The 21480-nt window shown below is 71.1% G+C and carries 24 protein-coding genes; 5 read left to right on the top strand and 19 right to left on the bottom strand.

The genetic code is table 11. The features are described from left to right. Position 1 precedes the first annotated feature (1 nt). Positions 2–781 carry an enoyl-CoA hydratase/isomerase family protein gene (locus tag ACIA5G_RS31390; RefSeq protein ID WP_395929688.1) on the bottom strand — a complete coding sequence of 260 codons (780 nt, stop codon included), beginning with the start codon at positions 779–781 and terminating at the stop codon, positions 2–4. 74 nt (positions 782–855) lie between these two features. On the opposite strand from ACIA5G_RS31390, the gene ACIA5G_RS31385 reads away from it, so the two are divergent. Continuing rightward, the gene (locus ACIA5G_RS31385) at positions 856–1689 is read left to right on the top strand and encodes an alpha/beta fold hydrolase (RefSeq protein ID WP_395929686.1); all 834 of its coding nucleotides are present in this window, start codon (positions 856–858) and stop codon (positions 1687–1689) included. 19 nt (positions 1690–1708) lie between these two features. Here the strand turns inward: ACIA5G_RS31385 and ACIA5G_RS31380 are convergent, their stop codons facing one another. From ACIA5G_RS31380 to ACIA5G_RS31370, 3 genes are read right to left on the bottom strand one after another with little or no spacing between them, the layout of a single operon-like run. Continuing rightward, a complete protein-coding gene (locus ACIA5G_RS31380; protein ID WP_395929684.1) occupies positions 1709–2050 on the bottom strand; it encodes a hypothetical protein in 342 nt (113 codons plus the stop codon). A gap of 16 nt (positions 2051–2066) precedes the next feature. After that, positions 2067–3725: a hypothetical protein gene (locus ACIA5G_RS31375; RefSeq protein ID WP_395929681.1), complete on the bottom strand. Its 1659-nt coding sequence runs from the start codon at positions 3723–3725 to the stop codon at positions 2067–2069. 33 nt (positions 3726–3758) lie between these two features. Beyond that, the gene (locus ACIA5G_RS31370; RefSeq protein ID WP_395929679.1) at positions 3759–4406 is read right to left on the bottom strand and encodes a hypothetical protein; all 648 of its coding nucleotides are present in this window, start codon (positions 4404–4406) and stop codon (positions 3759–3761) included. A gap of 99 nt (positions 4407–4505) precedes the next feature. Between ACIA5G_RS31370 and ACIA5G_RS31365 the strand changes: the two genes are divergently transcribed. Next, positions 4506–5012 carry a hypothetical protein gene (locus tag ACIA5G_RS31365; protein WP_395929677.1) on the top strand — a complete coding sequence of 169 codons (507 nt, stop codon included), beginning with the start codon at positions 4506–4508 and terminating at the stop codon, positions 5010–5012. 38 nt (positions 5013–5050) lie between these two features. Here ACIA5G_RS31365 and ACIA5G_RS31360 read toward each other — a convergent pair whose 3' ends face one another. The 8 genes from ACIA5G_RS31360 to ruvC all read right to left on the bottom strand — a co-directional run bounded on the left by ACIA5G_RS31360 (position 5051) and on the right by ruvC (position 14248). Further along, positions 5051–7405 (bottom strand): RelA/SpoT family protein, encoded by a 2355-nt coding sequence (locus ACIA5G_RS31360; protein ID WP_395929675.1) that lies wholly within the window; start codon positions 7403–7405, stop codon positions 5051–5053. A gap of 251 nt (positions 7406–7656) precedes the next feature. Beyond that, positions 7657–8175 (bottom strand): adenine phosphoribosyltransferase, encoded by a 519-nt coding sequence (locus ACIA5G_RS31355; protein ID WP_395929673.1) that lies wholly within the window; start codon positions 8173–8175, stop codon positions 7657–7659. Position 8176: 1 nt separating this feature from the next. Continuing rightward, a complete protein-coding gene (gene secF / locus ACIA5G_RS31350) occupies positions 8177–9403 on the bottom strand; it encodes a protein translocase subunit SecF (protein WP_395929671.1) in 1227 nt (408 codons plus the stop codon). A gap of 1 nt (position 9404) precedes the next feature. After that, a complete protein-coding gene (gene secD, locus ACIA5G_RS31345; protein WP_395929669.1) occupies positions 9405–11204 on the bottom strand; it encodes a protein translocase subunit SecD in 1800 nt (599 codons plus the stop codon). A 220-nt stretch (positions 11205–11424) separates the two neighbouring features. Further along, positions 11425–11832 carry a preprotein translocase subunit YajC gene (gene yajC, locus ACIA5G_RS31340; RefSeq protein WP_395929667.1) on the bottom strand — a complete coding sequence of 136 codons (408 nt, stop codon included), beginning with the start codon at positions 11830–11832 and terminating at the stop codon, positions 11425–11427. Between the two features lie 119 nt (positions 11833–11951). Next, the gene (ruvB, locus tag ACIA5G_RS31335) at positions 11952–13025 is read right to left on the bottom strand and encodes a Holliday junction branch migration DNA helicase RuvB (protein WP_395929665.1); all 1074 of its coding nucleotides are present in this window, start codon (positions 13023–13025) and stop codon (positions 11952–11954) included. 9 nt (positions 13026–13034) lie between these two features. After that, positions 13035–13631 carry a Holliday junction branch migration protein RuvA gene (ruvA, locus tag ACIA5G_RS31330; protein WP_395929663.1) on the bottom strand — a complete coding sequence of 199 codons (597 nt, stop codon included), beginning with the start codon at positions 13629–13631 and terminating at the stop codon, positions 13035–13037. Next, on the bottom strand, positions 13628–14248 hold the full coding sequence (gene ruvC / locus ACIA5G_RS31325; protein WP_395929661.1) for a crossover junction endodeoxyribonuclease RuvC: 621 nt from the start codon (positions 14246–14248) through the stop codon (positions 13628–13630). The genes ruvA and ruvC overlap by 4 nt, the downstream gene beginning before the upstream one ends. A gap of 74 nt (positions 14249–14322) precedes the next feature. Here ruvC and ACIA5G_RS31320 point away from each other — a divergent pair, with 74 nt between their 5' ends. Then, the gene (locus ACIA5G_RS31320) at positions 14323–14763 is read left to right on the top strand and encodes a cupin domain-containing protein (protein WP_395929659.1); all 441 of its coding nucleotides are present in this window, start codon (positions 14323–14325) and stop codon (positions 14761–14763) included. Here ACIA5G_RS31320 and ACIA5G_RS31315 read toward each other — a convergent pair. From ACIA5G_RS31315 to ACIA5G_RS31295, 5 genes are all read right to left on the bottom strand, one after another. Continuing rightward, positions 14760–15311 carry a DUF4262 domain-containing protein gene (locus ACIA5G_RS31315; protein ID WP_395929657.1) on the bottom strand — a complete coding sequence of 184 codons (552 nt, stop codon included), beginning with the start codon at positions 15309–15311 and terminating at the stop codon, positions 14760–14762. The two genes, ACIA5G_RS31320 and ACIA5G_RS31315, sit on opposite strands and share 4 nt — an antisense overlap. A gap of 612 nt (positions 15312–15923) precedes the next feature. Beyond that, positions 15924–16679: a YebC/PmpR family DNA-binding transcriptional regulator gene (locus ACIA5G_RS31310; protein WP_155549612.1), complete on the bottom strand. Its 756-nt coding sequence runs from the start codon at positions 16677–16679 to the stop codon at positions 15924–15926. A 41-nt stretch (positions 16680–16720) separates the two neighbouring features. Further along, positions 16721–17341 carry a pyridoxal 5'-phosphate synthase glutaminase subunit PdxT gene (pdxT, locus tag ACIA5G_RS31305; RefSeq protein ID WP_395929654.1) on the bottom strand — a complete coding sequence of 207 codons (621 nt, stop codon included), beginning with the start codon at positions 17339–17341 and terminating at the stop codon, positions 16721–16723. A gap of 209 nt (positions 17342–17550) precedes the next feature. Then, positions 17551–17871 carry an AzlD domain-containing protein gene (locus ACIA5G_RS31300; protein WP_395929652.1) on the bottom strand — a complete coding sequence of 107 codons (321 nt, stop codon included), beginning with the start codon at positions 17869–17871 and terminating at the stop codon, positions 17551–17553. Further along, complete coding sequence (locus ACIA5G_RS31295; RefSeq protein WP_395929650.1) at positions 17871–18563, bottom strand: AzlC family ABC transporter permease; 693 nt, start codon at positions 18561–18563, stop codon at positions 17871–17873. The genes ACIA5G_RS31300 and ACIA5G_RS31295 overlap by 1 nt, the downstream gene beginning before the upstream one ends. Before the next feature lie 68 nt (positions 18564–18631). Between ACIA5G_RS31295 and ACIA5G_RS31290 the strand changes: the two genes are divergently transcribed. Next, positions 18632–19195, top strand: coding sequence for a helix-turn-helix domain-containing protein (locus ACIA5G_RS31290; RefSeq protein ID WP_395929648.1), 564 nt, complete (start codon positions 18632–18634; stop codon positions 19193–19195). On the opposite strand, the gene ACIA5G_RS31285 is transcribed toward ACIA5G_RS31290, so the two are convergent. Beyond that, positions 19196–20128: a GlxA family transcriptional regulator gene (locus ACIA5G_RS31285; RefSeq protein WP_395929646.1), complete on the bottom strand. Its 933-nt coding sequence runs from the start codon at positions 20126–20128 to the stop codon at positions 19196–19198. A gap of 71 nt (positions 20129–20199) precedes the next feature. On the opposite strand from ACIA5G_RS31285, the gene ACIA5G_RS31280 reads away from it, so the two are divergent. Further along, the gene (locus ACIA5G_RS31280; protein ID WP_395929644.1) at positions 20200–20535 is read left to right on the top strand and encodes a cupin domain-containing protein; all 336 of its coding nucleotides are present in this window, start codon (positions 20200–20202) and stop codon (positions 20533–20535) included. Positions 20536–20539: 4 nt separating this feature from the next. On the opposite strand, the gene pdxS is transcribed toward ACIA5G_RS31280, so the two are convergent. Next, positions 20540–21463, bottom strand: coding sequence for a pyridoxal 5'-phosphate synthase lyase subunit PdxS (pdxS, locus tag ACIA5G_RS31275; protein ID WP_395929642.1), 924 nt, complete (start codon positions 21461–21463; stop codon positions 20540–20542). Positions 21464–21480 lie beyond the last annotated feature (17 nt).

Here is a 21480-nt window from a genome sequence, read left to right as displayed (position 1 = left end):
ATCAGCGGAAGGTGAAACGCGGCGGGCGCCGCTCGAGGAAGGACGCGACGCCCTCCGCGTAGTCCTCGCCGTGCAGGGCTTCGGACCGGATCTCCTCGACCTCGGCGTCCGGGGTCTCCTGCCCGGCGACGATCTTCTCGATGATGCGGTTCATCCCGCGGATCGACGCCTGCGAGCGCGAGCACAGCGTCGACACGAACTCCAGCGTCGACGACTCCAGCTCCTCGGCCGGGAAGACCTCGTTGAGCAAGCCGATTTCGCGCGCGCGGCCGGCGGTGATCAGCTCGCCGGACAGCAGGAAGTACTTGGCGTGCGCCGGGCCGACCAGGGAGACGAGCTGACGCGTCGAGTCGAAGTGGTAAACGATGCCGAGCTTCGCCGGGGTGATGCCGAACCGCGCGCCCTCGGCGGCGAACCGGAAGTCGCACGCGACCGACACCTGGCAGCCGCCGCCGATGCAGTTGCCCTGGATCATCGCGACCGACGGCTTTCGCATCGCGGTCAACGCGGCGACCGCGCCCTCGACCGCCTTGTCGTAGCTCGCCGCACCTTCCGCCGTGGTGCGCAGCTCGCCGAACTCGCTGATGTCCGCGCCCGCGGAGAAGTGCTTCCCGGCGCCCGCGATCACCAGCACCTTCAGCGCCGGGTCGGCCTCCACCTCGGCCACGACGTCCGGGATCGCCGACCACATGCCGTAGGTGATCGCGTTCATCTTCTCGGGCCGGTTCAGCGTGAGCCGGGCGACTTCGCCGTCGCGCGTCAGGTCGAATCCGTCGGTCATGAACCGCACCCTAGCTTCTCGCCCTGAGCGAAACCCCGGGTGTGTGACGCGGTCGCGGGGCTAGCTTGGGGCCCATGGCGATGATCGAGGTGGGCGCGACGGCGTTCGGCTACGACGAAGCGGGCGAGGGGCCCGCGGTGGTCCTGCTGCACGCCGCGATCGGCGACCGCCGGATGTGGGACGCCCAGTTCACCACGCTCGCCGCCACCCACCGGGTGATCCGCTACGACCGCCGCGGCTTCGGCGAAACGGCCGACGGCCCCGGCGAGCACGCCCACTACGAAGACCTGCTGGCCCTGCTCGATGCCCGGGGGATCGAGCAGGCCGCGCTGGTCGGGGCGTCGATGGGCGGGGCGTGCGCACTGGACGCCGCCCTCGCCGCGCCGGAGCGGGTCACCCGGCTCGTGCTGCTCGGCTCCGGCCTCACCGGGCACACCTGGCCGGACCACATGCAGGCCGACATCGCGCGCCTGACGGCCGAAGCCGTCCCGGCCGACCGGATGGCGCGCTACGCCGCCCGGGAAGGCGACGTCGATCCGGCGGACGTCCGGGCCATCGCGGACGCCAACATCCGCTACCTCGTGGCCGGTCCGGAGCGTGACGTGTCCGTGCTGCCGGCCGGCATGCTCGCCCTGGTGCGGGAAATGTGCGAGCAGGTGTACCGCCACGACTGGACGGCTCCACAGTGGACGGAGCGGATCCCGGACACCCGCCACCGGCTGGCCGAGATCACGGCGCCCGCCCTGGTGCTGATCGGGACGGCGGACGCGCCCGGGCTGGTGGAGCTGTCTTCGCACCTGGCGGAGTCGCTGCCGAACGCGGAACTCGTCGAGCTGCCGGACACCGGGCACCTGCCGTCGATGGAACGGCCGGACGAGGTGACCGCCCTGCTGCGGAAAGTCCTGTAGCGCACGGATTTTCCGCCGCTCAGGTGAAGATCTTCTGCACCTGGTCGGAGATCTTCGCCACCAGCTCGGAGAACTGCGCCACCCCGCCCAGCAGGCCCTTGACCTTCTCCCAGCGGCTGCGCACCACCGCCGGCTCGGCGGCGTCCCCCGCGCGCAGGTCGGTCGCCAGGTCGGTCAGCGTGTCCTCCAGCACCTCCTGCTTCGCCAGCTCCTTGCCCTGCACCGAAGCCGAGAGCCGCTCGACCAGCTCGAGCAGCGACGAGACGGTGGCCTCGGCGCCGCCGCCTTCGATGCCGGTCTGGGTGATGCGGCCCGAGTTGTCGCCGCCGATGCTGACCTTGTTCGTGATCCGGTGTCCCATCAGGCCTCCGTCCGGGTCAGCGACCGGGCGTCCGCAGCGGGCGCGGACGCCCACCACGCTGCCCGGTCTGGTTGATCGGGGCGCGGTTGTCGCCGCCGATGGTGATGTCGTTGTTGATCACGACCGCCGCCTGTTCGTCGAACTTCGCCGTCGAGAACCCGGCGTCGCCGAGCAGGGTGCCGATCGCCGGCAGGAGCCGGCTTTCGATGATCTTCTCGTACCGTTCGATGTCGACGAGCTGGAAGTAGTCGGTGAACAGGTTCACCGCCGCGAGCTCGCGCAGGGTGCTCGCGGCGCCGTAACGGTCCGGGTCGAGGACGCCGGGTTCCCGCTTCGGCTGCCGGATCCACGACGCGAGGTTCGCGATCCGCCCCGGCAGGCTCGCCGGCAGCTCCAGCCAGGCCAGCAGCCCCTGGCCGAACGGGCGCAGCGAGTCCGGGCGCATCTTGTCCACCACGCGGTAGTCGCTCCGGATCGGCGGCAGCATGAACGGCGTCCACTCGACGTACAACGTCGTGTCGTCCACCGCGACGTGCAGGAACGTCGTGAGCACCAGGTCCCGGTCCCAGGTCTCGACCTGGAAGCACAGGTAGTAGCGCGCCCATTCCTTGGGCTCCATCCGGATCCGGTCGACCCCGGCCGCGGTCAGCCGGGTGTGCGGCGGGTGCTCGATGTCCGGCAGGTAGGCCGCGGCTTCCGGCTCCGCCAGGTGGTCGACGAGCTCGGCGGCCGGGGTGAACACCGCTTCGGTCACGGTCAGCCCGCCCAGCCGCCGGTCCGGCGACAGCGAGCCCGAACGGCGGAGGTTCCCGATCGCCTCGCGGATCTCTTGGTACAGCCTCTCGGTGGTCAGCTCCCGCTGCGTCGCCGGGTCGATCTCGTCGTCCTCCAGCCGCTCCAGCGGGATCGCCATGGACCACGCGGCCCGCCGGAACCCGGCTCCCACGAACGGGTTGTACCCGCGGTACACCACCAGGGGCGCGCCGGGCATCCCGGCGAATTCGTCACCCCGCTGGTACCGGCCGAGCTGCTCGCGGAAGTCTTCGGTGAGCAAGCCGGTGAGACTGCCGCTGTCCGTCCTGGGTGGCGGGGCGTTGCGCTTGAAGCGCGTCGTCAGCAGGTTCCACAAGGACCAGCGCTCGTAGGTCACGGCCGCGAGCGCGATCAGGGCGAGCACGATGCCGACGACCAACCTGGCGGTGTCGCCGCCCTCGGCCCCGTCGTCGTAGTAGTCGTAGTCCGAGGAGTACCGGCTCCCGGAGTCGAAGATCTCGTCCGAGTAGCCGAGCAGCAGGACGGCGACCACAACGGCGATGCTGAGGATGGCCACCGTCTTCGGGCTGAACGACCGCTGCGACGCGTACGCGTGCTGCCCCGCCCGCGCGACCACGAGCACCACCGAGAGCACGATCCAGCCGTAGAGCAGCGGGTTGTCCCACAACAACCCGATGAGGGCGACCATGAGCAGCACCAGCAGCCCGTCGTGGTTCTTCCGGCGGGCCCGCGCCCGCACCGCCTCGGTGAGCACGCGGCCCGCGTCGAGCCCCGGCGACGGCGGCACCGGCCGGGTGGGCTCGACGAGGAACTCGGTGATCGCCCGCTTGCTGTAACCGGGGTCGAGGTACGACGCCGCGCACAGGTAACGCGTGGTGTCGTCGGCCGTGCCTGGGGACATGCTGCTCCCTCGGAGATCGGGCGGAAGGTCCGGTCAGGGTGTCGAAGCGTCGAGCATCCGCTCGGCCAGCTCGGCGGTCGCCGGCCAGCTCGATTCGGGTCCGTGCAGGTAGACGTAGTATTCGAGCCCGCCGCTGCGCCAGTAGACGGCGCGGACGTGGCGCCGGCCTTCGGGCGCGTCCCAGGCGAACTCCCAGTCGACGGCGTCGTGCCCGCGCAGGGTCGTCGGCTGCAGGCCGTATTGGACGTAGCCGCTGCGCTGGGCGATCTGCCGCGCGTAGCGCTCGTGGTAGGTCAGGATGTCCGAGCCGTCCGACGGCGGCGCCCCGCCGAACTTGACGATCCGGCGGGGGTCGTCGGGATCGGTCGCCTGCATGCTGCCCGGTTCGGGCAGCGTCTTCGTCGGCCAGCCGCGCGGGAGAACGGTCTCGAGCCCGGCGGGCCCGCGCACCCGGTCCAGGCCGCCCGGTAACACTTCGCCGGTTGCCGGCGTCTCGGAAGGCGGCAACAGCGACGAAGACGGCGGGAGGGTCGTGGTGGTTCCCCAGGCGAGAGCGGGTTCGCTCGGCGGCCCCGGTTCCGGCGCGCGGTTCAGCACGGTGCCGACGGTGCCCACGAGGGCGCACCCCGCGAGGTTCGCCGCGAAGACGACCGTCGCCAGTCGCGCGGAACCGAGCTGCACCGGTGTTCCTCCCCCGTTTCGGAAGCCTCTGCTTTACCTGCAATTTGCAGACCGTAGCATGCACCATCGAAAAGCGGGACGGCATTTTCGGGAGTGATCTTGTTCGAAGAAGATTCGCAGCGGATCGCCGAGCTGGAACGGTTAATGACCAACGGCGAAGCCGATCCGGGAACCCGCCGGGAATTGGCGGTGGTGCTTTATCGGCGCGCTGTCGAAGCGTGCAGCGTGACGCGCGACGGAACACCGGTGATGACGACCGGCCGGCAGCGCGGGCTCTGCGCCGACGCCGGCCGGCGCATCCTGGAGCTGGGCGTCGACAACGCGGAACTCCAGCAGCGGGCCCGTTCCCTGCTGGCCGTGGTGGCCGGCGGCGACCGGTGGGTCTGGCAGCCCGGACGCCTCGCCGCCGCACTCCTGGCCGCGGCGGTGCTCGCCGGTCTCGGCCTGGTGTGGTGGTCGACGACCGAGGGCAGCCTGCTTCTCGCGGCGGGCGCGGCAACGGTCAGCAGCGCCTTGGCGGCCGGGGTGGTCCTGCGGTTCCGGAAACAGCTCTGGCGGCTCGAAGCGATCCGCGTCGGCCCGATCCTCCGGCGGCACGGCCTCTGATAAAGGGAATGCGCCGGATCGTCGTTCGACAGTTCTTTCTAGGAAGCCGACGTCACGCGGTAGACGTCGTAAACGCCTTCCACGCCGCGGACCACCTTGAGGACGTGGCCGAGGTGCTTCGGGTCGCCCATTTCGAACGAGAAGCGGCTGACCGCGACCCGGTCTCGCGACGTCGTCACCGACGCCGACAGGATGTTGACCTTCTCGTCGGCCAGCACCTTCGTCACGTCCGAAAGCAACCGGTGCCGGTCGAGCGCCTCGACCTGGATCGCCACCAGGAACACCGAGGACGCCGACGGGGCCCACTCGACCTCGACCAGCCGCTCGGGCTGGGACTGCAGGTCGCCGGCGTTGGTGCAGTCGGTCCGGTGCACCGAGACACCGCCGCCGCGGGTCACGAAACCGAGGATCTCGTCGCCCGGCACCGGGGTGCAGCAGCGGGCCAGCTTCGCCCAGACGTCGCTGGCGCCCTTGACCACCACGCCGACGTCGTTGGAACCGCGGCGCCGGGTGACGGTGGACGGTGTCGCGCGCTCGGCGAGCTCCTCCTCCGCCGCGTCGACCCCGCCGATGAGGGCGACCAGGCGCTGCACGACGTGCTTCGCGCTGGTGTGACCTTCCCCGACCGCCGCGTACAGCGACGAGATGTCCGCGTGGCGCAGTTCGGTGGCCACCGCGCCCATCGACTCCGCGGAGACCAGCCGCTGGATCGGCAGGCCGACCTTGCGGATCTCCTTGGTGATGGCTTCCTTGCCGCCTTCGATCGCCTCGTCGCGGCGTTCCTTGGCAAACCACTGCCGGATCTTGGCGCGTGCCTTCGGCGACCCGGCGAACTGCAGCCAGTCGCGGCTCGGGCCGGCGTTCTCCGCCTTCGAGGTGAAGATCTCGATGGACTCGCCGTTTTCCAGCTTCCGCTCGAGCGCGACCAGGCGGCCGTTGACCCGCGCGCCGATGCAGCGGTGCCCGACCTCGGTGTGCACGGCGTAGGCGAAGTCGACCGGCGTCGAGTCCACCGGCAGCGTGATCACGTCGCCCTTCGGCGTGAACACGAAGATCTCGCGCGAGGCCAGCTCGTAGCGCAGGGACTCGAGGAAGTCACCCGGGTCCGCCGCTTCACGCTGCCAGTCGAGGAGCTGGCGCATCCACGCCATCTCGTCGACGTCCACGGCGTTGCCGCTGTGCGTGCCCTTGGTTTCCTTGTAGCGCCAGTGCGCGGCGATGCCGTACTCGGCGGTGCGGTGCATCTCGTAGGTGCGGATCTGCACCTCGAGCGGCTTACCGTCCGGGCCGATCACCGTGGTGTGCAGCGACTGGTAGACGCCGAACCGCGGCTGCGCGATGTAGTCCTTGAAGCGGCCGGGCACCGGCTGCCACAGCGCGTGGACGACGCCCATCGCCGCGTAGCAGTCGCGGACGTCCTCGACCAGGATCCGCACGCCGACCAGGTCGTGGATGTCGTCCAGGTCGCGGCCGCGGACGATCATCTTCTGGTGGATCGAGTAGTAGTGCTTCGGCCGGCCCTCGACCTTCGCGGTGATCCGCGACGACACGAGGTTGCTAGTCAGGTCGGTGATGACCGAGCGCAGGTAGATGTCGCGCGAGGGCGCGCGGTCGGCGACCAGGCGCACGATCTCGTCGTACTTCTTCGGCTGCAGGATGGCGAACGCGAGGTCCTCCAGCTCCCACTTCACCGTGGCCATGCCGAGCCGGTGCGCGAGCGGGGCGAGGACTTCGAGCGTCTCGCGGGCCTTGCGGGCCTGCTTCTCGGGCGGCAGGAAGCGCATGGTGCGCATGTTGTGCAGCCGGTCGGCGAGCTTGATGACCAGCACCCGCGGGTCCTTGGCCATCGCGATGACCATCTTGCGGATGGTCTCGGCCTCGGCGGACGAGCCGAGCTTGACCTTGTCCAGCTTCGTGACGCCGTCGACCAGCTCGGCGACCTTCTCGCCGAAGTCGGCCTTCAGGCTTTCGACGGCGTAGCCGGTGTCCTCGACGGTGTCGTGCAGCAGCGCCGCGACCAGCGTCGTGGTGTCCATGCCCAGCTCGGCGAGGATGGTCGCGACGGCGAGCGGGTGGGTGATGTAGGGGTCGCCGGACTTGCGCCGCTGCTCGCGGTGCAGCTCCTCGGCGACGTCGTAGGCGCGCTGCAGCAGCCCCAGGTCGGCGTTCGGGTGCAGCTCGCGGTGGATGACGGCGAGCGGCTCGAGGACCTGCTTGACCGGGGCGGCGCGCTGCGCGGTGATCCGCCGGGCGAGGCGGGCGCGCACCCGTCGGGTGGCGGACGGGTTCGGCGCCGCACCGTTCGGCTTCGGCGGCGCGGGCTGTGCCGCCGCCTGCCCGTTCTGCTGGGCGCCCTCTTTCGCGGGCACCGCGGCGTCGAGCTCCTGGCTCACCCGCACCTCCTGCTGCTCGTGCGGCCTACGAACCACCAGGGTAGCCGTTGTGCCTCGGGGCCCCGTCGGGTGCGCCCGTTCAGGGTGATCGAGGTGCCCGGACCTGCGGGTTCACCCGTTCGTCGGCGTGGCGGCCGGGCCCGAAGCCGGAACTCACGTGATTGGGGCCGGAACTCACGTGATCAGGGCCGTAACTCGCGAGTTACGGCCCTGATCACGCTGGTTACGGCTCTGCTCACGCGAGTTCCGGCTCAGCACACCTGCAGCGCGTGGACCTTCCGGTTCACCAGCACGTCACGGCCACCCAGCGCACCCAGCTCCAGCACCACCGAGACGCTGTCGACCACGGCTCCCGCGTCTTCCAGGAGCTTGCCCGTCGCCGCGACCGTGCCGCCCGTGGCCAGCACGTCGTCCAGGATCGCGATCCGCTGGCCGGGCCGGACCACGCCGACCGGCAGCTCGACCGTCGCCGTGCCGTACTCCAGCGCGTAGTCCACCCGGCCCGCCACCTGCGGCAGCTTGCCGGGCTTGCGGATCAGCACCACGCCGAGGCCGCGGGCGTACCCGACGGCCGCGGCGAGGAGGAACCCGCGGGCCTCCACGCCGGCGAGCGCCTCGACTTTTGCGTCGAGGGTGCCCGCCAGCGCGTCGGTCACCGCTTTGAACGCGCCCGCGTCCGCGAAGAGCGGACTGAGGTCGCGAAACAGCACGCCGGGCTCGGGAAAGTCCGGCACCTCGGCGATCAGGCCGAGTGCGTCGTCCAGGTCCACGTCAGCGCTTCCGCTTGCCCGCCGGTTTACCCGACGGACGCTGCTTCTGGATCCGGGCCGGCACGCTGGCCGCGGCCGCGTACGCCTTCTCCTTGCGCAGCTCCTTCGCCAGCGCGTCGTCGTCCGAAGCGTCGAAGTCCTCCGCGCCGGCCGCCTTGCGCTCCTGGCTGGCCCGGCGCTGGTGGACGCGGTCGGCCTGCTGCCGGTACTTCGGGTCGCGCATCTTGAAGTCGACCAGCAGCGGCGTCGCCAGCGCGACCGACGACAGGACGCCGACGATCGTGCCGGTGAGCTGCACGAGCGCCAGGTCCTGCAGCGTGCCCGAGCCGAGCAGCACGTACCCGACGATCAGCAGGCCGAGGATCGGCAGCAGCGCGATGAACGCGGTGTTGAACGACCGCATCAGCGTCTGGTTCAGCGCCAGGTTCGCGGCTTCGCCGTAGGTGCGGCGGGTCAGCCCGAGCAGGCCGCGGGTGTTCTCGCGGACCTTGTCGAACACCACCACCGTGTCGTACAGCGAGAACCCGAGAATGGTCAGCAGACCGATCACCGTCGCCGGCGTGACCTCGAAGCCGACCAGCGAGTACACACCGGCCGTCACCAGGATGTCGTGCAGCAGCGAGACCAGTGCCGCCGACGCCATCCGGAGGTCGAAGTAGATCGCCAGGAAGATGACCACCGCGACGAGGAACACGATGAGGGCGATCAGCGCCTTTTGCGAGATCTCCCCGCCCCAGGACGCGCTGACCGCGCTGTCGCTGATCGCCGCCACGCTCGGCTGGCCGTTGCCGCCCTTCGGACCGAGGTCCTGGAACAGGGTCTGCTTGAGCTTGCCGACCTCGGCCGCGTCCAGCGTCTCGGTGCGGATCTGGATGGTCGCCGCGGCGCCCGTGCCGACCTTCTGGGTCTCCGCGGCCGGGTGGCCGAGAGCCTTCTGGAACGACTCCTTGGCCTGGTCCTCGGTGATCACGCCGTGGATGCCCGCGGCCGGCATCTGGATCTGCGTGCCGCCCTCGAACTCGATGCCGTAGTTGAAGCCGCGGAAGACCATCGACGCGAGGCACGCCAGCACCAGCACGCCGAAGAAGATGTACCAGCGCCTGCGCTTGCCGACGACGTCGAACGCGCCCGTGCCGACGTAGAGCCGGCGGAAGACGCTCTCGCGCTTGCCGGGCTTCGCGACCTTGGTGTCGCCGTCGGCGTCCCTGCCCAGTTCCTCGACGCCCACGTCAGGCCTCCTTCACGTTCGCGCGGCCGACGTTGGTCGACTTGCGCTGCGAACCCACTTGCTGCACGGCGCCCAGGCCCAGGTACTTGGGGTTGGACAGGATCTTCGACTTCGACGTGGACGCGATCGCGACCAGCGGGTGCGTGACCAGGTAGACGATCACCAGGTCCAGCACGGTCGACATGCCGAGGGTGAACGCGAAGCCCTGGACGTCGCCGACCGCGATGATGTACAGGATCGCCGCGGCCAGGAAGCTCACCGCGTCCGAAGCCAGAATGGTGCGCTGGGCCCGGGTCCAGCCCCGTGGCACCGCGGACCGGAACGTCCGGCCCTCCCGGATCTCGTCTTTAAGCCGTTCGAAATAAATCACGAACGAGTCGGCCGTGATACCGATCGCGATGATCAGGCCGGCGATGCCCGCCAGGTCCAGCGTGTAGCCGATCCAGCGCCCGAGCAGCACCAGCACCGCGAACACCAGCGAGAAGGACAGCCCCAGCGAAAGGATGGTGAGCACGCCGAGGAGCCGGTAGTAGAACAGGCAGTAGATGAAGACCACCAGCAGGCCGATGCCACCGGCGATCAGGCCCGCCTGCAGCGAGGCGAGCCCCAGCGTGGCCGACACCGTGGTCGCGTCCGAGGAGGCGAACGACAGCGGCAGCGAGCCGTACTTCAGGATGTCCGACAGGTCCTTCGCCTCGGGCTGGGTGAACTTGCCCGTGATCTGGGTGTTGCCGTCGACGATCGCGACCTGGATGTTCGGCGCGGAGACGACCTGCGTGTCCAGCACGAAGGCGGCCTGCTGGCCCTGGTTCTTCGTCGTGAAGTCGGCCCAGATCTTGGTGCCCTCGCTCTTGAAGCTGAGGTTCACCACCCACTGGCCGCGCTGCTGGTCGTAACCCGAGGTCGAGTCCGCGATCTCGGTGCCCGGCAGGAACTCCGGCTCCAGCAGGTACTTGTACGTGTCCTTGTCACCGCAGGCGACCAGCGGCAGCTTCGGGTCGTCGTTGCCCTCGAGCGGGTCCTTGGCGTTCGGCGCGCAGGTGAGCGACGCCATCGCCTGGGCGAGGAGCTCCTGGTTCGGGGTGCCGTCGGCGCCGATCAGCTGCGGGTTCTGCCGCAGCGCCTTCGCGGCCTGGATCTCCTTGGCCGTCTGGTCGTCGACCGAGCCGTCCGAGGGGGCCGGCGCCTGGCTCGACGCGGGCGGCGTGGTGCTGCTGCTCGGCGGGGCCGGGGTGGTGCTCTGCTGCTGCGCGGGCGCGGCGGCGGGGGCGCCGCCACCACCGGCGGCCGGGCTCGACGGCGGCGCACTGGAGCTGGCCGTCGGCGCGCCCGAAGAGGTCGGCGCGCCCGAAGAGGGCGGGGCCGAGCTGCTCGGGGCGCCGGACGTCGGCGGCGGCGTGGTCTGCGGGGGCACCACCGGCTGCGTCGCGTTCGCGACGACCTTCCGGAAGCCCAGCTTCGCCGTCTTGCCCAGGTTCTTCGCCTGGTCGCCCTGCTCGCCGGGGACCGTGATGACGACGTTGTTGCCGTCGAGGAGGACCTCGGTACCGCTGACGCCGATCCCGTTGACGCGCCGTTCGATGATCTGGCGCGCCTGGTTCAGGGATTCCCGGGAGGGCTGGCCGCCGTCCGGGGTGCGGGCGGTGAGCGTGACCCGGGTGCCGCCTTGCAGGTCGATGCCCAGCTTCGGGGTCGGCTTGTGGTTGCCGGTGAGGAACACCAGCCCGTACAGCACGATCACGATCAGGGCGAAGAAGGCGAGATAGCGTCCCGGGCGGAGATGCCCGGCCGATGATGCCACGGTGCTTCGGTCTCCTCGGACTGGGTTGCCCCAACGTTTTGGTGCCCGCCCGGAGGGTTACCGGGCCGGACTGTGTGCGATTCACTCCCGGGCACGGGTATGACGGCGGACACGCACGCAGCACCGAGACACTACTCGGTGCTGCGTGAGCCCGGCGTTGCGGCCATACCGACTTTCGTCGGAGGTTTCCGCCCCCGCCCAGGGGGTTGCCGCGAGGGCCTTACTTCTTGCCGTGCTCCAGCGGCGGCGCCACCTGCGCGGTGGTCGGCTGCTCGTCGTCGCTCTTGATGCCCGAGCTCGACTCGATGATCGACTCCTCGGCGGGAGCCTCCACCTCGTCGACCGAGTCCTCGTCGGTCTCGACGACCGGCTGGACCTTCTCGCGGACCGCGAGCCGCAGCCAGGTCGTGACGACACCCGGCGCGATCTCGATGTCGATCGTGTTGTCGCCCGAGGTGTCGGCGACGGTGCCGTAGAGACCCGAGGTGGTCATCACGCGGTCACCGGGCGCCAGGCTGTTCTGCAGATCCTGCTGCGCGGCCTGCTGCTTCTTCTGCTTGCGCGAGCTCATGATCAGCGGCACCGCGAGGACGAGCACGAGCAGCAGGGGCAGCAATAGCTGTTGCATGATTCTCCGTTCGACGGACTCCGGGCCCAGCCGAAATGTCCGGTTTTTGGGTATGTGCTCCTGTCGAGTGTGCCAGGTACCAGCGCGGACGCCAGCACCCACCCGCCGGGACCGGCCGCTCAGTCCTGCTCGAACGGCGACGACCCGCCCTGGTCGGGACGCCCCGGGAGGTCCGCGGGCGGCACCATGCCGAGGTGTTCCCACGCGGCCGCGGTCGCGACCCGGCCACGTGGGGTGCGGGCGAGCATACCGGCGCGCACGAGGTAGGGCTCACACACCTCTTCCACGGTGGTCGCCTCCTCCCCCACGGCCACGGCCAGCGTCGAGATGCCGACCGGCCCGCCGCCGAACGACCTGGTCAGCGCGGTGAGCACGGCCCGGTCGAGCCGGTCGAGCCCCAGCTCGTCGACGTCGTAGACGGCCAGCGCGGCGCGGGCGACCGCCACCGTCACCTTGCCGTCGGCGCGGACCTCGGCGTAGTCGCGGACGCGCCGCAGCAGCCGGTTCGCGATCCGGGGTGTGCCCCGCGAGCGGCCGGCGATCTCCGCGCAGCCGTCACGGTCGATCGGGATGTCGAGGATCGTCGCGGCGCGCCGGACGACCAGCTCCAGCTCGGCGTCGGTGTAGAACTCCATCTGGCCGGTGAAGCCGAACCGGTCGCGCAGCGGGCCGGTCAGCGAGCCGGACCGGGTGGTGGCCCCGACCAGCGTGAACGGCGCGATCTCCAGCGGGATGCTGGTGGCGCCCGGGCCCTTGCCGACCACGACGTCGACCCGGAAGTCCTCCATCGCCAGGTAGAGCATCTCTTCGGCGGGGCGGGCGATCCGGTGGATCTCGTCGATGAACAGGACGTCGCCGGGCGCGAGGTTGGACAGCATCGCGGCCAGGTCGCCGGCGCGTTCCAGCGCCGGGCCGGAGGTGATCCGGATGGCCGCGCCCAGCTCGGCCGCGACGATCATCGCCATCGACGTCTTGCCCAGCCCGGGCGGGCCGGACAGCAGGACGTGGTCGGGCGGCACCCCGCGGCGCCGCGCGCTCTCCAGCACCAGCTCCAGCTGCTCGCGCACGCGCGGCTGGCCGACGAACTCGTCGAGCTTCCGGGGCCGCAGCGTGCCCTCGACGGTGTCCTCGCCGGTCTGGGCCCACGCCGAGAGGGCTTCGTCCTCGTCCTCGGTCACGGCCTCATGGTCCATCAAGGCGCCTTACCGCTTCCGGCCGAGGGTGGCCAGGGCGGCGCGCAGCACGCTGGCCGTCGTGTGGCCGTCGCCGTCGGCGATGACCTTGTCCACGGCCTGCTCGGCCTGCTTGGCCGGGAAACCGAGCCCGGCCAGCGCCTCGACGACCTCCGAGCGCAGCGCGCCGGGGGCGGTCACGGCGGGCGCGTCCCCGGTGCCGCCGAGCGCGGTGACCTTGTCGCGCAGTTCGAGGGTGAGCCGTTCGGCGCCCTTGCGGCCGATGCCGGGCACCGACGTCAGCACGGTGATGTTGCCTTCGACCAGCGCGCCGCGCAGCTTGTCGGGGTCGAGGACGGCGAGGGTGGCCAGCGCGAGCCGCGGGCCGATCCCGGACACCGTCTGCAGCAGCCCGAACAGCTCCCGCGCGTCGGCGTCGGCGAAGCCGAACAGCGTCAGCGAGTCCTCGCGCACGACCAGCGCAGTGTGCAGCCGGGCCTCTTCGCCGCGGCGAAGGGTGGCGAGGGTGGCGGGGGTGGCCTGCACGGCGAAGCCGACCCCGCCGACCTCGACCACCACGTGGTCCAGGCCGACCGACAGGACTTCCCCGCGTACCGACGAGATCATCGTGCTGCTCCAGGCTTCTTCGTCTTGTTCATCGTGGCTTGCTTGGCGGCGGTGTTCGCTTCCTTCGCGGCCGCGGCCAGCCGGGCCTTGTGCGTGCGGGCCATCTCGGCCGCACGGGCTTCGGCTTCGGCGAGCCGGGCGCGCATCGGCTCCCGCCAGAGGTGGCAGATGGCGAGCGCGAGCGCGTCCGCCGCGTCGGCGGGGTGCGGCGCGACCTCGAGGTTGAGCAGGCGCATCACCATGGCCGTGACCTGCGCCTTGTCGGCGCGGCCCGACCCGCTGACCGCGGCCTTGACCTCGCTCGGCGTGTGGAACACGACCGGCAGTCCCCGGCGGGCGGCGGCCAGGGCGACCACCCCGCCGGCCTGGGCCGTGCCCATCGCGGTCCGGACGTTGTGCTGGGCGAAGACGCGCTCGACCGCAACCGCGGCCGGCTTGTACTTGTCCATCCACCGTTCGACCTCGTCGGAGATGCCGAGCAGCCGGTGCGCCAGATCGGCGTCGGCCGGTGTCCGCACGACGTCGACGGCGACACAGCGGACGGCCCGGCCCTTGCCGCCGTCGACCACCCCCAGGCCGCACCTGGTCAGACCGGGGTCGACCCCGAGCACCCGCACCCGTTTTCCTTCCCGCCGCGAACACCAGTTCGAGCTTGCAGGCTAGCGGGCGCGCCTGCGGCAGGATGGCAGACATGCCGCAGCCCATGGATTTCGTCACCCACCTGGGGCTCGAGCCCCTGCCCGTCGAAGGCGGGCGGTGGGCGCAGAGCTGGCGTTCGGACACCGGCTCGGCGATCTACTACCTGCTCGTCGCACCCGAGTCCTCCGCGCCGCACCGGCTCGACCGCGTCGAGGTGTACGCCCACCACGCGGGCGCGCCGGCCGCGATGCTGCTGCTGCACCCGGACGGCTCGGTCGAGCGGCCCGTGCTGGGCACCGACGTCGCCGCCGGCGAGCGGCCCCAGGTCGTCGTGCCCGCCGGGACCTGGCAGGCCACCGTCACCTGCGGGGAGTGGAGCCTGCTCGGCACCGTCGTCGTGCCGCCCTACACCGACGACTGCGTGGAGTTCGCGCCGGCTTCGGAGCTGGCCGCGCGGTATCCGGAAGCGGCCGCCGACCTGCGGAAGTTCTAGGGACCGTCGACGCCGGGGGTCCAGCTCTCCGGGTCACCGCTCTCGGTGAGCACCAGCTGCCACCGGGCAAAGCCCTCGGGCGCGTCCGGGTGCCACGGGAACCGGCCCTCCGGCGTGGCGACGATCAGCTGCAGCGCCGGGAAGTCGCCGTCCGGGTAGATGAGGAACGCGGTGCCGAAGTACTCCGGGTAGTGCCCCTTGGCGACCCGCTCGAGGACCACCGGGACGCCCTCGAAGAAGTCGTCGTAGCGCTTGCCGACCTCGAAGATCTCACCGTTGGCCGCGCGGTCGACGTAGGCGTCGAGCAGGACCTGGCCCATCTGCTCCGGCAGGCCGACGACCACCGCCTCGGGCACGCCGTGCAGCGCCCACGCACAGGCGGTGAAGCAGTAGCCGGCGCCCTGGTCGTCACCGGCGACCGAAACGACGGCGTTCCCACGTTCCTTCGCCTGCGTCTCGATCCATTCGATGAGACGCAGTTCGTCCGCGCTCAGATCGGCGGTGATGTCGGCGGAAGCGGCGGGGGTCGTCGAGGTCACGGCGCACATTCTGCCTGACTGGCGCGCCCCCGCCCAGTGCCCGGGCCGGAAAGTTTCCGGCCCGGGCCTGGAAGTGTTGCGGGGCAAGGAGAAATCAGCCGACTTCGGCGAGCACCTCGTCCGACACGTGGATGGCCACACAGCGCGTAGACGCTTTCCACAGCCGAACCGCACGCACCGCTCGCACGCACCGTCCGCCGCCGGACAACGCGAAGGCCGCCACGGGAAACCTCTCCCCCCGGCGGCCTCCGGCACGAATCCGACCCGGCGTCAGCCGACTTCGGCGAGCACCTCGTCCGACACGTGGATGGCCACACAGTGCGTAGACGTTTCCGCAGCCGAACTGCACACCCGACTCGGACGCGCCGTCCGCCGCCGGACAGCACGAAGGCCGCCACAGGGAACCTCTCCCCCCGGCGGCCTCCGGCACGAATCCGACCCGGCGTCAGCCGACTTCGGCGAGCACCTCGTCCGAAACGTCGATGGCCACACAGTGCGTAGACGTTTTCCGCAGCCGAACTGCACACCCCGCTCGCACGCGCCGCCCGTCGCCGGACAACGCGAAGGCCGCCACGGGAAACCTCTCCCCCCGGCGGCCTCCGGCGCGAATCCGACCCGGCGTCAGCCGACTTCGGCGAGCACCTCGTCCGAAACGTCGAAGTTCGCGTAGACGTTCTGGACGTCGTCGCAGTCTTCGAGCGCGTCGATCAGCTTGAAGACCTTCTTCGCGCCGTCGGCGTCGAGGGGCACGCTGACCGACGGGAGGAACGTCAGCTCGGCCGACTCGTACTCGAACCCGGCCTCCTGCAGTGCCTTGCGCACCGGGACCAGGTCGCCGCCCTCGGAGACGATCTCGAAGCTCTCGTCGAGGTCGTTGACCTCTTCGGCGCCCGCGTCGAGGACCGCCATGAGGACGTCGTCCTCCGAGGCGTCACCCTTCGGCATGATCACGACACCCTTGCGGGTGAACATGTACGCGACCGAGCCCGGGTCGGCGAGGGAGCCGTTGTTGCGCGTGAGCGCGGTGCGGACCTCCATCGCGGCGCGGTTCTTGTTGTCGGTCAGGCACTCGATCAGCACCGCCACGCCGTTGGGGCCGTAGCCCTCGTACGTGATGTTCTGCCAGTCGGCGCCACCGGCCTCTTCACCGGCACCACGCTTGCGGGCGCGCTCGATGTTGTCCTGCGGGACCGAGTTCTTCTTCGCCTTCTGGATGGCGTCGTAGAGCGTGGGGTTGCCATCCGGGTCGCCACCACCGGTGCCGGTCCGCGCGGCCACCTCGATGTTCTTGATCAACCGCGCGAAGAGCTTGCCGCGCTTCGCGTCGAGGTTGGCCTTCTTGTGCTTCGTGGTGGCCCACTTGGAGTGGCCGCTCATCTCTCCTCCATCTGTTCCGTACCCCGGCCGGGCACCGCGTTTCAGGCAGCCTGTCGCACGAGGCCGACGAACAGCCGGTGCACCCGCACGTCGGGCGTCAGTTCCGGGTGGAACGCGGTCGCCAGCACCGCCCCTTGCCGGACCGCGACGATCCTAGCGGCCTCGTCCGGCACTCCGGGCACACCGCTGACCGTGGCCAGCACCTCGACGCCGTCACCGGCCTTCTCGACCCACGGCGCCCGGATGAAGACCGCGTGCACGCCGCCGTCGTCGACCCCGGCGAAGTCGAGGTCCGCCTCGAAGGAGTCGACCTGCCGGCCGAAGGCGTTGCGCCGGACGACCACGTCGAGCCCGCCGAGCTGCTGCTGGTCCGGCCGCCCGTCGAGGGTCTGCCGCGCCAGCAGGATCATCCCGGCGCACGAGCCGAACGCCGGCAGCCCGCCCGCGATCCGCTCGCGCAGCGGTTCCAGCAGCTCGAAGGTCTCCAGCAGCCGCGACATCGTGGTCGACTCGCCACCGGGCAGCACCAGACCGTCCACTTCGGACAGCTCGGTGGCGCGCCGAACCGGCTTCGCCCGCGCGCCCGCTTCTTCCAGCATCGCGACGTGCTCCCGCACGGCGCCCTGCATGGCGAGCACACCGATCACCGGCTCCGACGACACCCGACCTCCCGAAAGACCCTTCCCACCAGCCTAGACGCTCGGCGTCGAAGACGGACCAGCAGGTCAGCCCGGCTCCCGGACGACCGCGGCAAGCGGCCCGAGCGCCCCAATGTGGCCTTCGGTGCGTCCGACGCACCGAAGGCCGCCTTGGGTGCGTGAGACGCAACCAAGGCCGCCTTGGGGCGCTGGCAACCGGACAACAGCGCGGGTCAGGGCACGCCGGCCAGCCGCAACAGCGCCGCCGTCGCCGCGGCGGCCACGACCACCAGCACGAACGGCGCCTTCCGCCAGGCCAGCACCCCGGCCACCAGCACCCCCGCCGGCCGCGCGAAGCCGGCGAACTCGTGCCCCTCGGTCAGCGCGCTGACCGCGACCAGCGCCGCGAGCAGCACGACCGCCGCCAGCGCCATCAGGCGTTCCGCCTTCGGGGACAGCTTCACCCGGCTGCGCAGCATCGGTCCGGCGAGCCGGAAGGCGAACGTCCCCAGTGCCAGCACGATCGTGCCGATCACCAGCTCCATGCCGTCCATCAGCGGGCCTCCTCCGGTTCCGGTTCCTTCGCCGCGACCCCGGCCAGCACGCCGGCCAGGGCGAGCAGCACCGGCAGCCCGGCGGGCAGGAACGGGGTCGTCGCCAGCGCGACGACCACCCCGGCCAGCACCGGCAGGCGCACGGCCCGGTCACGCAGGGACGGCAGCACCAGCGCCAGCAGCACCGCGGGGAACGCGGCGTCCAGGCCGAACACGTCGGTGTCGCTGATCGCCGACCCGGCGAAGGCGCCGGCCACCACGCCCACGTTCCAGCAGGCGAACAGGCCGAGCCCGCAGGCCCAGTACGCCGCCCGGCGCCGGTGCATCTCCTGCTGGGCCAGTGCGAACGCCACCGCCTCGTCGACCATCAGGTGACTGCCGGCCAGCCGGGCCGGCCACCGCTTGCCCAGCACGTCACCGATCGCGAAGCCGAACGGCAGGTGCCGCGTGTTGGCCAGCAGCCCGGCGAGCACGGCGGCGAACGGGTTGCCGCCGGCGGCCACGATCCCGATGAACATGAACTGCGACGCGCCGGCGAAGACCAGCAGCGACATGAGCATGGGCAGCCACAGCGGGAAGCCCGAGCTCACCGCGATGGCGCCGTAGGACACCCCCACGAGGCAGTCGGCGAGGCAGACCAGGCCGATGTCGCGGGCCAGGCCCCGATCGAGTGTTCGCCAAATCGAACGCATGTGTTCTATGGTGAACACAAGCACCCGTGTTCGTCAAGACGAACAGATAGACCGATGGAGCGAACGGCATGTCGCAGGAAACCACCGGCGCGCCCCTGGACATCATCGCGGCGTCCCTGCGCCGGGAACGCACCCGCGCCGGCTTGTCCCTGACCGAGGTCGCGCGCCGCGCGGGCCTGGCCAAGTCGACGCTGTCGCAGCTCGAGTCCGGCACCGGCAACCCCAGCGTCGAGACGCTGTGGGCGCTCGGCGTCGCGCTCGACGTGCCGTTCTCCCGGCTGGTCGAGCCGGAACGGCCCAAGGTCCGCGTGATCCGGGCCGGCAAGGGCCCGACGGTGTTCGCCGAGCACGCCGACTACGCGTGCACGCTGCTGTCGGCCTGTCCTCCGTCCGCGCGGCGGGACATGTACCTGATCCGTGCCGAGCCGGGCACCCCGCGGCGGTCCGACCCGCACATGACCGGCGTGATGGAGCACATCGTGCTGTGCGCGGGCCGCGCCAGGATCGGCGTGCTGGAAGCGCCCGAGGTGCTGAACCCCGGCGACTACATCTCCTACCCCGGCGACGTCCCGCACATCTTCGAGGCCCTCGAGCCGGGCACCTACGGCGTCGAGATCTCGGAGTACGTCTAGCTAGCTCCGGAACGCCCGCCGGTAGGCGCCCGGCGTGGTGCCCACCCGGGCGCGGAAACGCCGGCGCAGGTTCACCGCCGAGGTGAGGCCGACCCGGGTGGCGACGGCTTCGACCGGCAGATCCGTCCGTTCCAGCAGGGTGCGCGCCTCCGCCACCCGGCGGGCCAGCAGCCACGCGCCCGGGCTCGTGCCCAGCCGGTCGGCGAAACGCCGGGCCAGCGTGCGGGGCGAGACGTTCAGGTGCGCGGCCAGGTCGTCCACCGACAACGGCGTCCCGAGGCGCGCGCCGGCCCACTCGAGTAGGCCGTCCAGCTCGTCGGTGTCCGGCGCGGGTGGCGCGTACTGCGCCTGACCGCCTTCGCGGTGTGGCGGCATCACCATGTGCCGCGCGAGCAGGGCGGCGTACGCGGCGCCGTGGTCCTGCCGGACGAGGTGCAGGCACAGGTCGACACCGGCGCCCGCCCCGGCGCTCGTCGCGACGTCGCCGTGGTCCACGTAAAGCACGTCCGGCTCGACGCGCACCTGCGGGAACTCTTGTCGCAACTGCTCGGCGCGAGCCCAGTGGGTGGTGGCCGAGCGGCCGTCCAGCAGGCCGGTGCGGGCCAGCGCGAACACCCCGGAGCAGATCGTGACGAGCCGCGTGCCCCGGGCGTGCGCCTTCAGCAGCGCGCGGCGCACGCGGGCCGACAGCGGCGCCTCCACCGGCGCCCAGCCCGGGATGAGCACGGTGTCCGCGGACGCCAGGGCCGACAACCCCCGCGTCACGGACATCGCGTACCCGGCCGACGTCGCCACCGGGCCGGGCGTCTCCGTGCACACCTCGAACTCGTAGTGCTGCGGCACTTCCGCCCGCGGGGTGCCGAAGACCTCGGCGGCGATGCCGAGCTCGAACGTCGACTGCACCGGCCGCACCAGGGCCACCACTCGATGCATGGCAGGAAAGTATCCCATGGTGTCTTTCCCGACGCTGGTCCGGCGGGAAGCGCGCACGGCACCGTGGGGGCATGCACCCGGAGATCCTCGCCCAAGCGGGCTACACGTCCGTGTCCGTCGAAGACGCCCCTGTCCGCGAAGTCTTCCCCGGCATCCGGTTACGTCCACTGTGGACGAGCCCGGCCGGGGCCCACGCCAACGTCCTCGAGATGGACCCGGGCACGTCCTGGCCGCGCCGCGACGTCCACGAGCCCGGCCCGGAAGAGGTCTACGTGGTCGCGGGCACGTTCAACGACGGCGCCCGCGACTACCCGGCCGGGACGTTCCTGCACGCCCCGGCCGGAACGTGGCACGTGCCCGCCACCAGAACCGGCTGCACGTTGTTCCTCTTCTACCCGGAGGGCTAGGACGTCACCAGCCGCGCTCGGCCAGGCGGTGCGGCTCCGGCAGCTCTTCGACGTTGATGCCGACCATGGCCTCGCCCAGGCCGCGCGAAACCTTCGCGAGCACGTCCGGGTCGTCGTAGAACGTCGTCGCCTTGACGATCGCCTCGGCGCGCTGGGCCGGGTTGCCCGACTTGAAGATGCCGGAGCCGACGAACACACCTTCGGCGCCGAGTTGCATCATCATCGCCGCGTCGGCCGGGGTGGCGATGCCGCCCGCGGTGAACAGCACCACCGGCAGCTTGCCCTTCTCGGCCACCTCGCGCACCAGCTCGTACGGCGCCTGCAGCTCCTTCGCGGCGACGTACAGCTCGTCCTCCGGCAGCGAGGTCAGCTTGCGGATCTCGGCGCGGATCTGCCGCATGTGCGTGGTGGCGTTGGAGACGTCGCCGGTGCCGGCCTCACCCTTGGAGCGGATCATCGCCGCGCCTTCGGTGATCCGGCGCAGGGCCTCGCCGAGGTTGGTCGCGCCGCAGACGAAGGGCACGGTGAACGCCCACTTGTCGATGTGGTTGGCGTAGTCGGCCGGGGTGAGGACCTCGGACTCGTCCACGTAGTCGACACCCAGGGACTGCAGCACCTGCGCCTCGACGAAGTGGCCGATGCGGGCCTTCGCCATCACCGGGATCGAGACGGTCTCGATGATGCCGTCGATCAGGTCGGGGTCGCTCATCCGCGCGACGCCGCCCTGGGCGCGGATGTCGGCGGGCACCCGCTCCAGCGCCATCACCGCGACCGCGCCGGCGTCTTCGGCGATCTTGGCCTGCTCGGCGGTGACCACGTCCATGATCACGCCGCCCTTGAGCATCTCGGCCATGCCGCGCTTCACCTTGGCGGTGCCGGTGACCGACTGGACGGTGCCGTTCTGGGGGCTGGGCTGCTGCTCGGACACGACGGGGCCTTTCCACA

This window comes from Amycolatopsis sp. NPDC051758 (assembly GCF_044453095.1).
Lineage (GTDB): Bacteria > Actinomycetota > Actinomycetes > Mycobacteriales > Pseudonocardiaceae > Amycolatopsis.
This window is presented reverse-complemented; position numbering and strand designations above follow the sequence as displayed.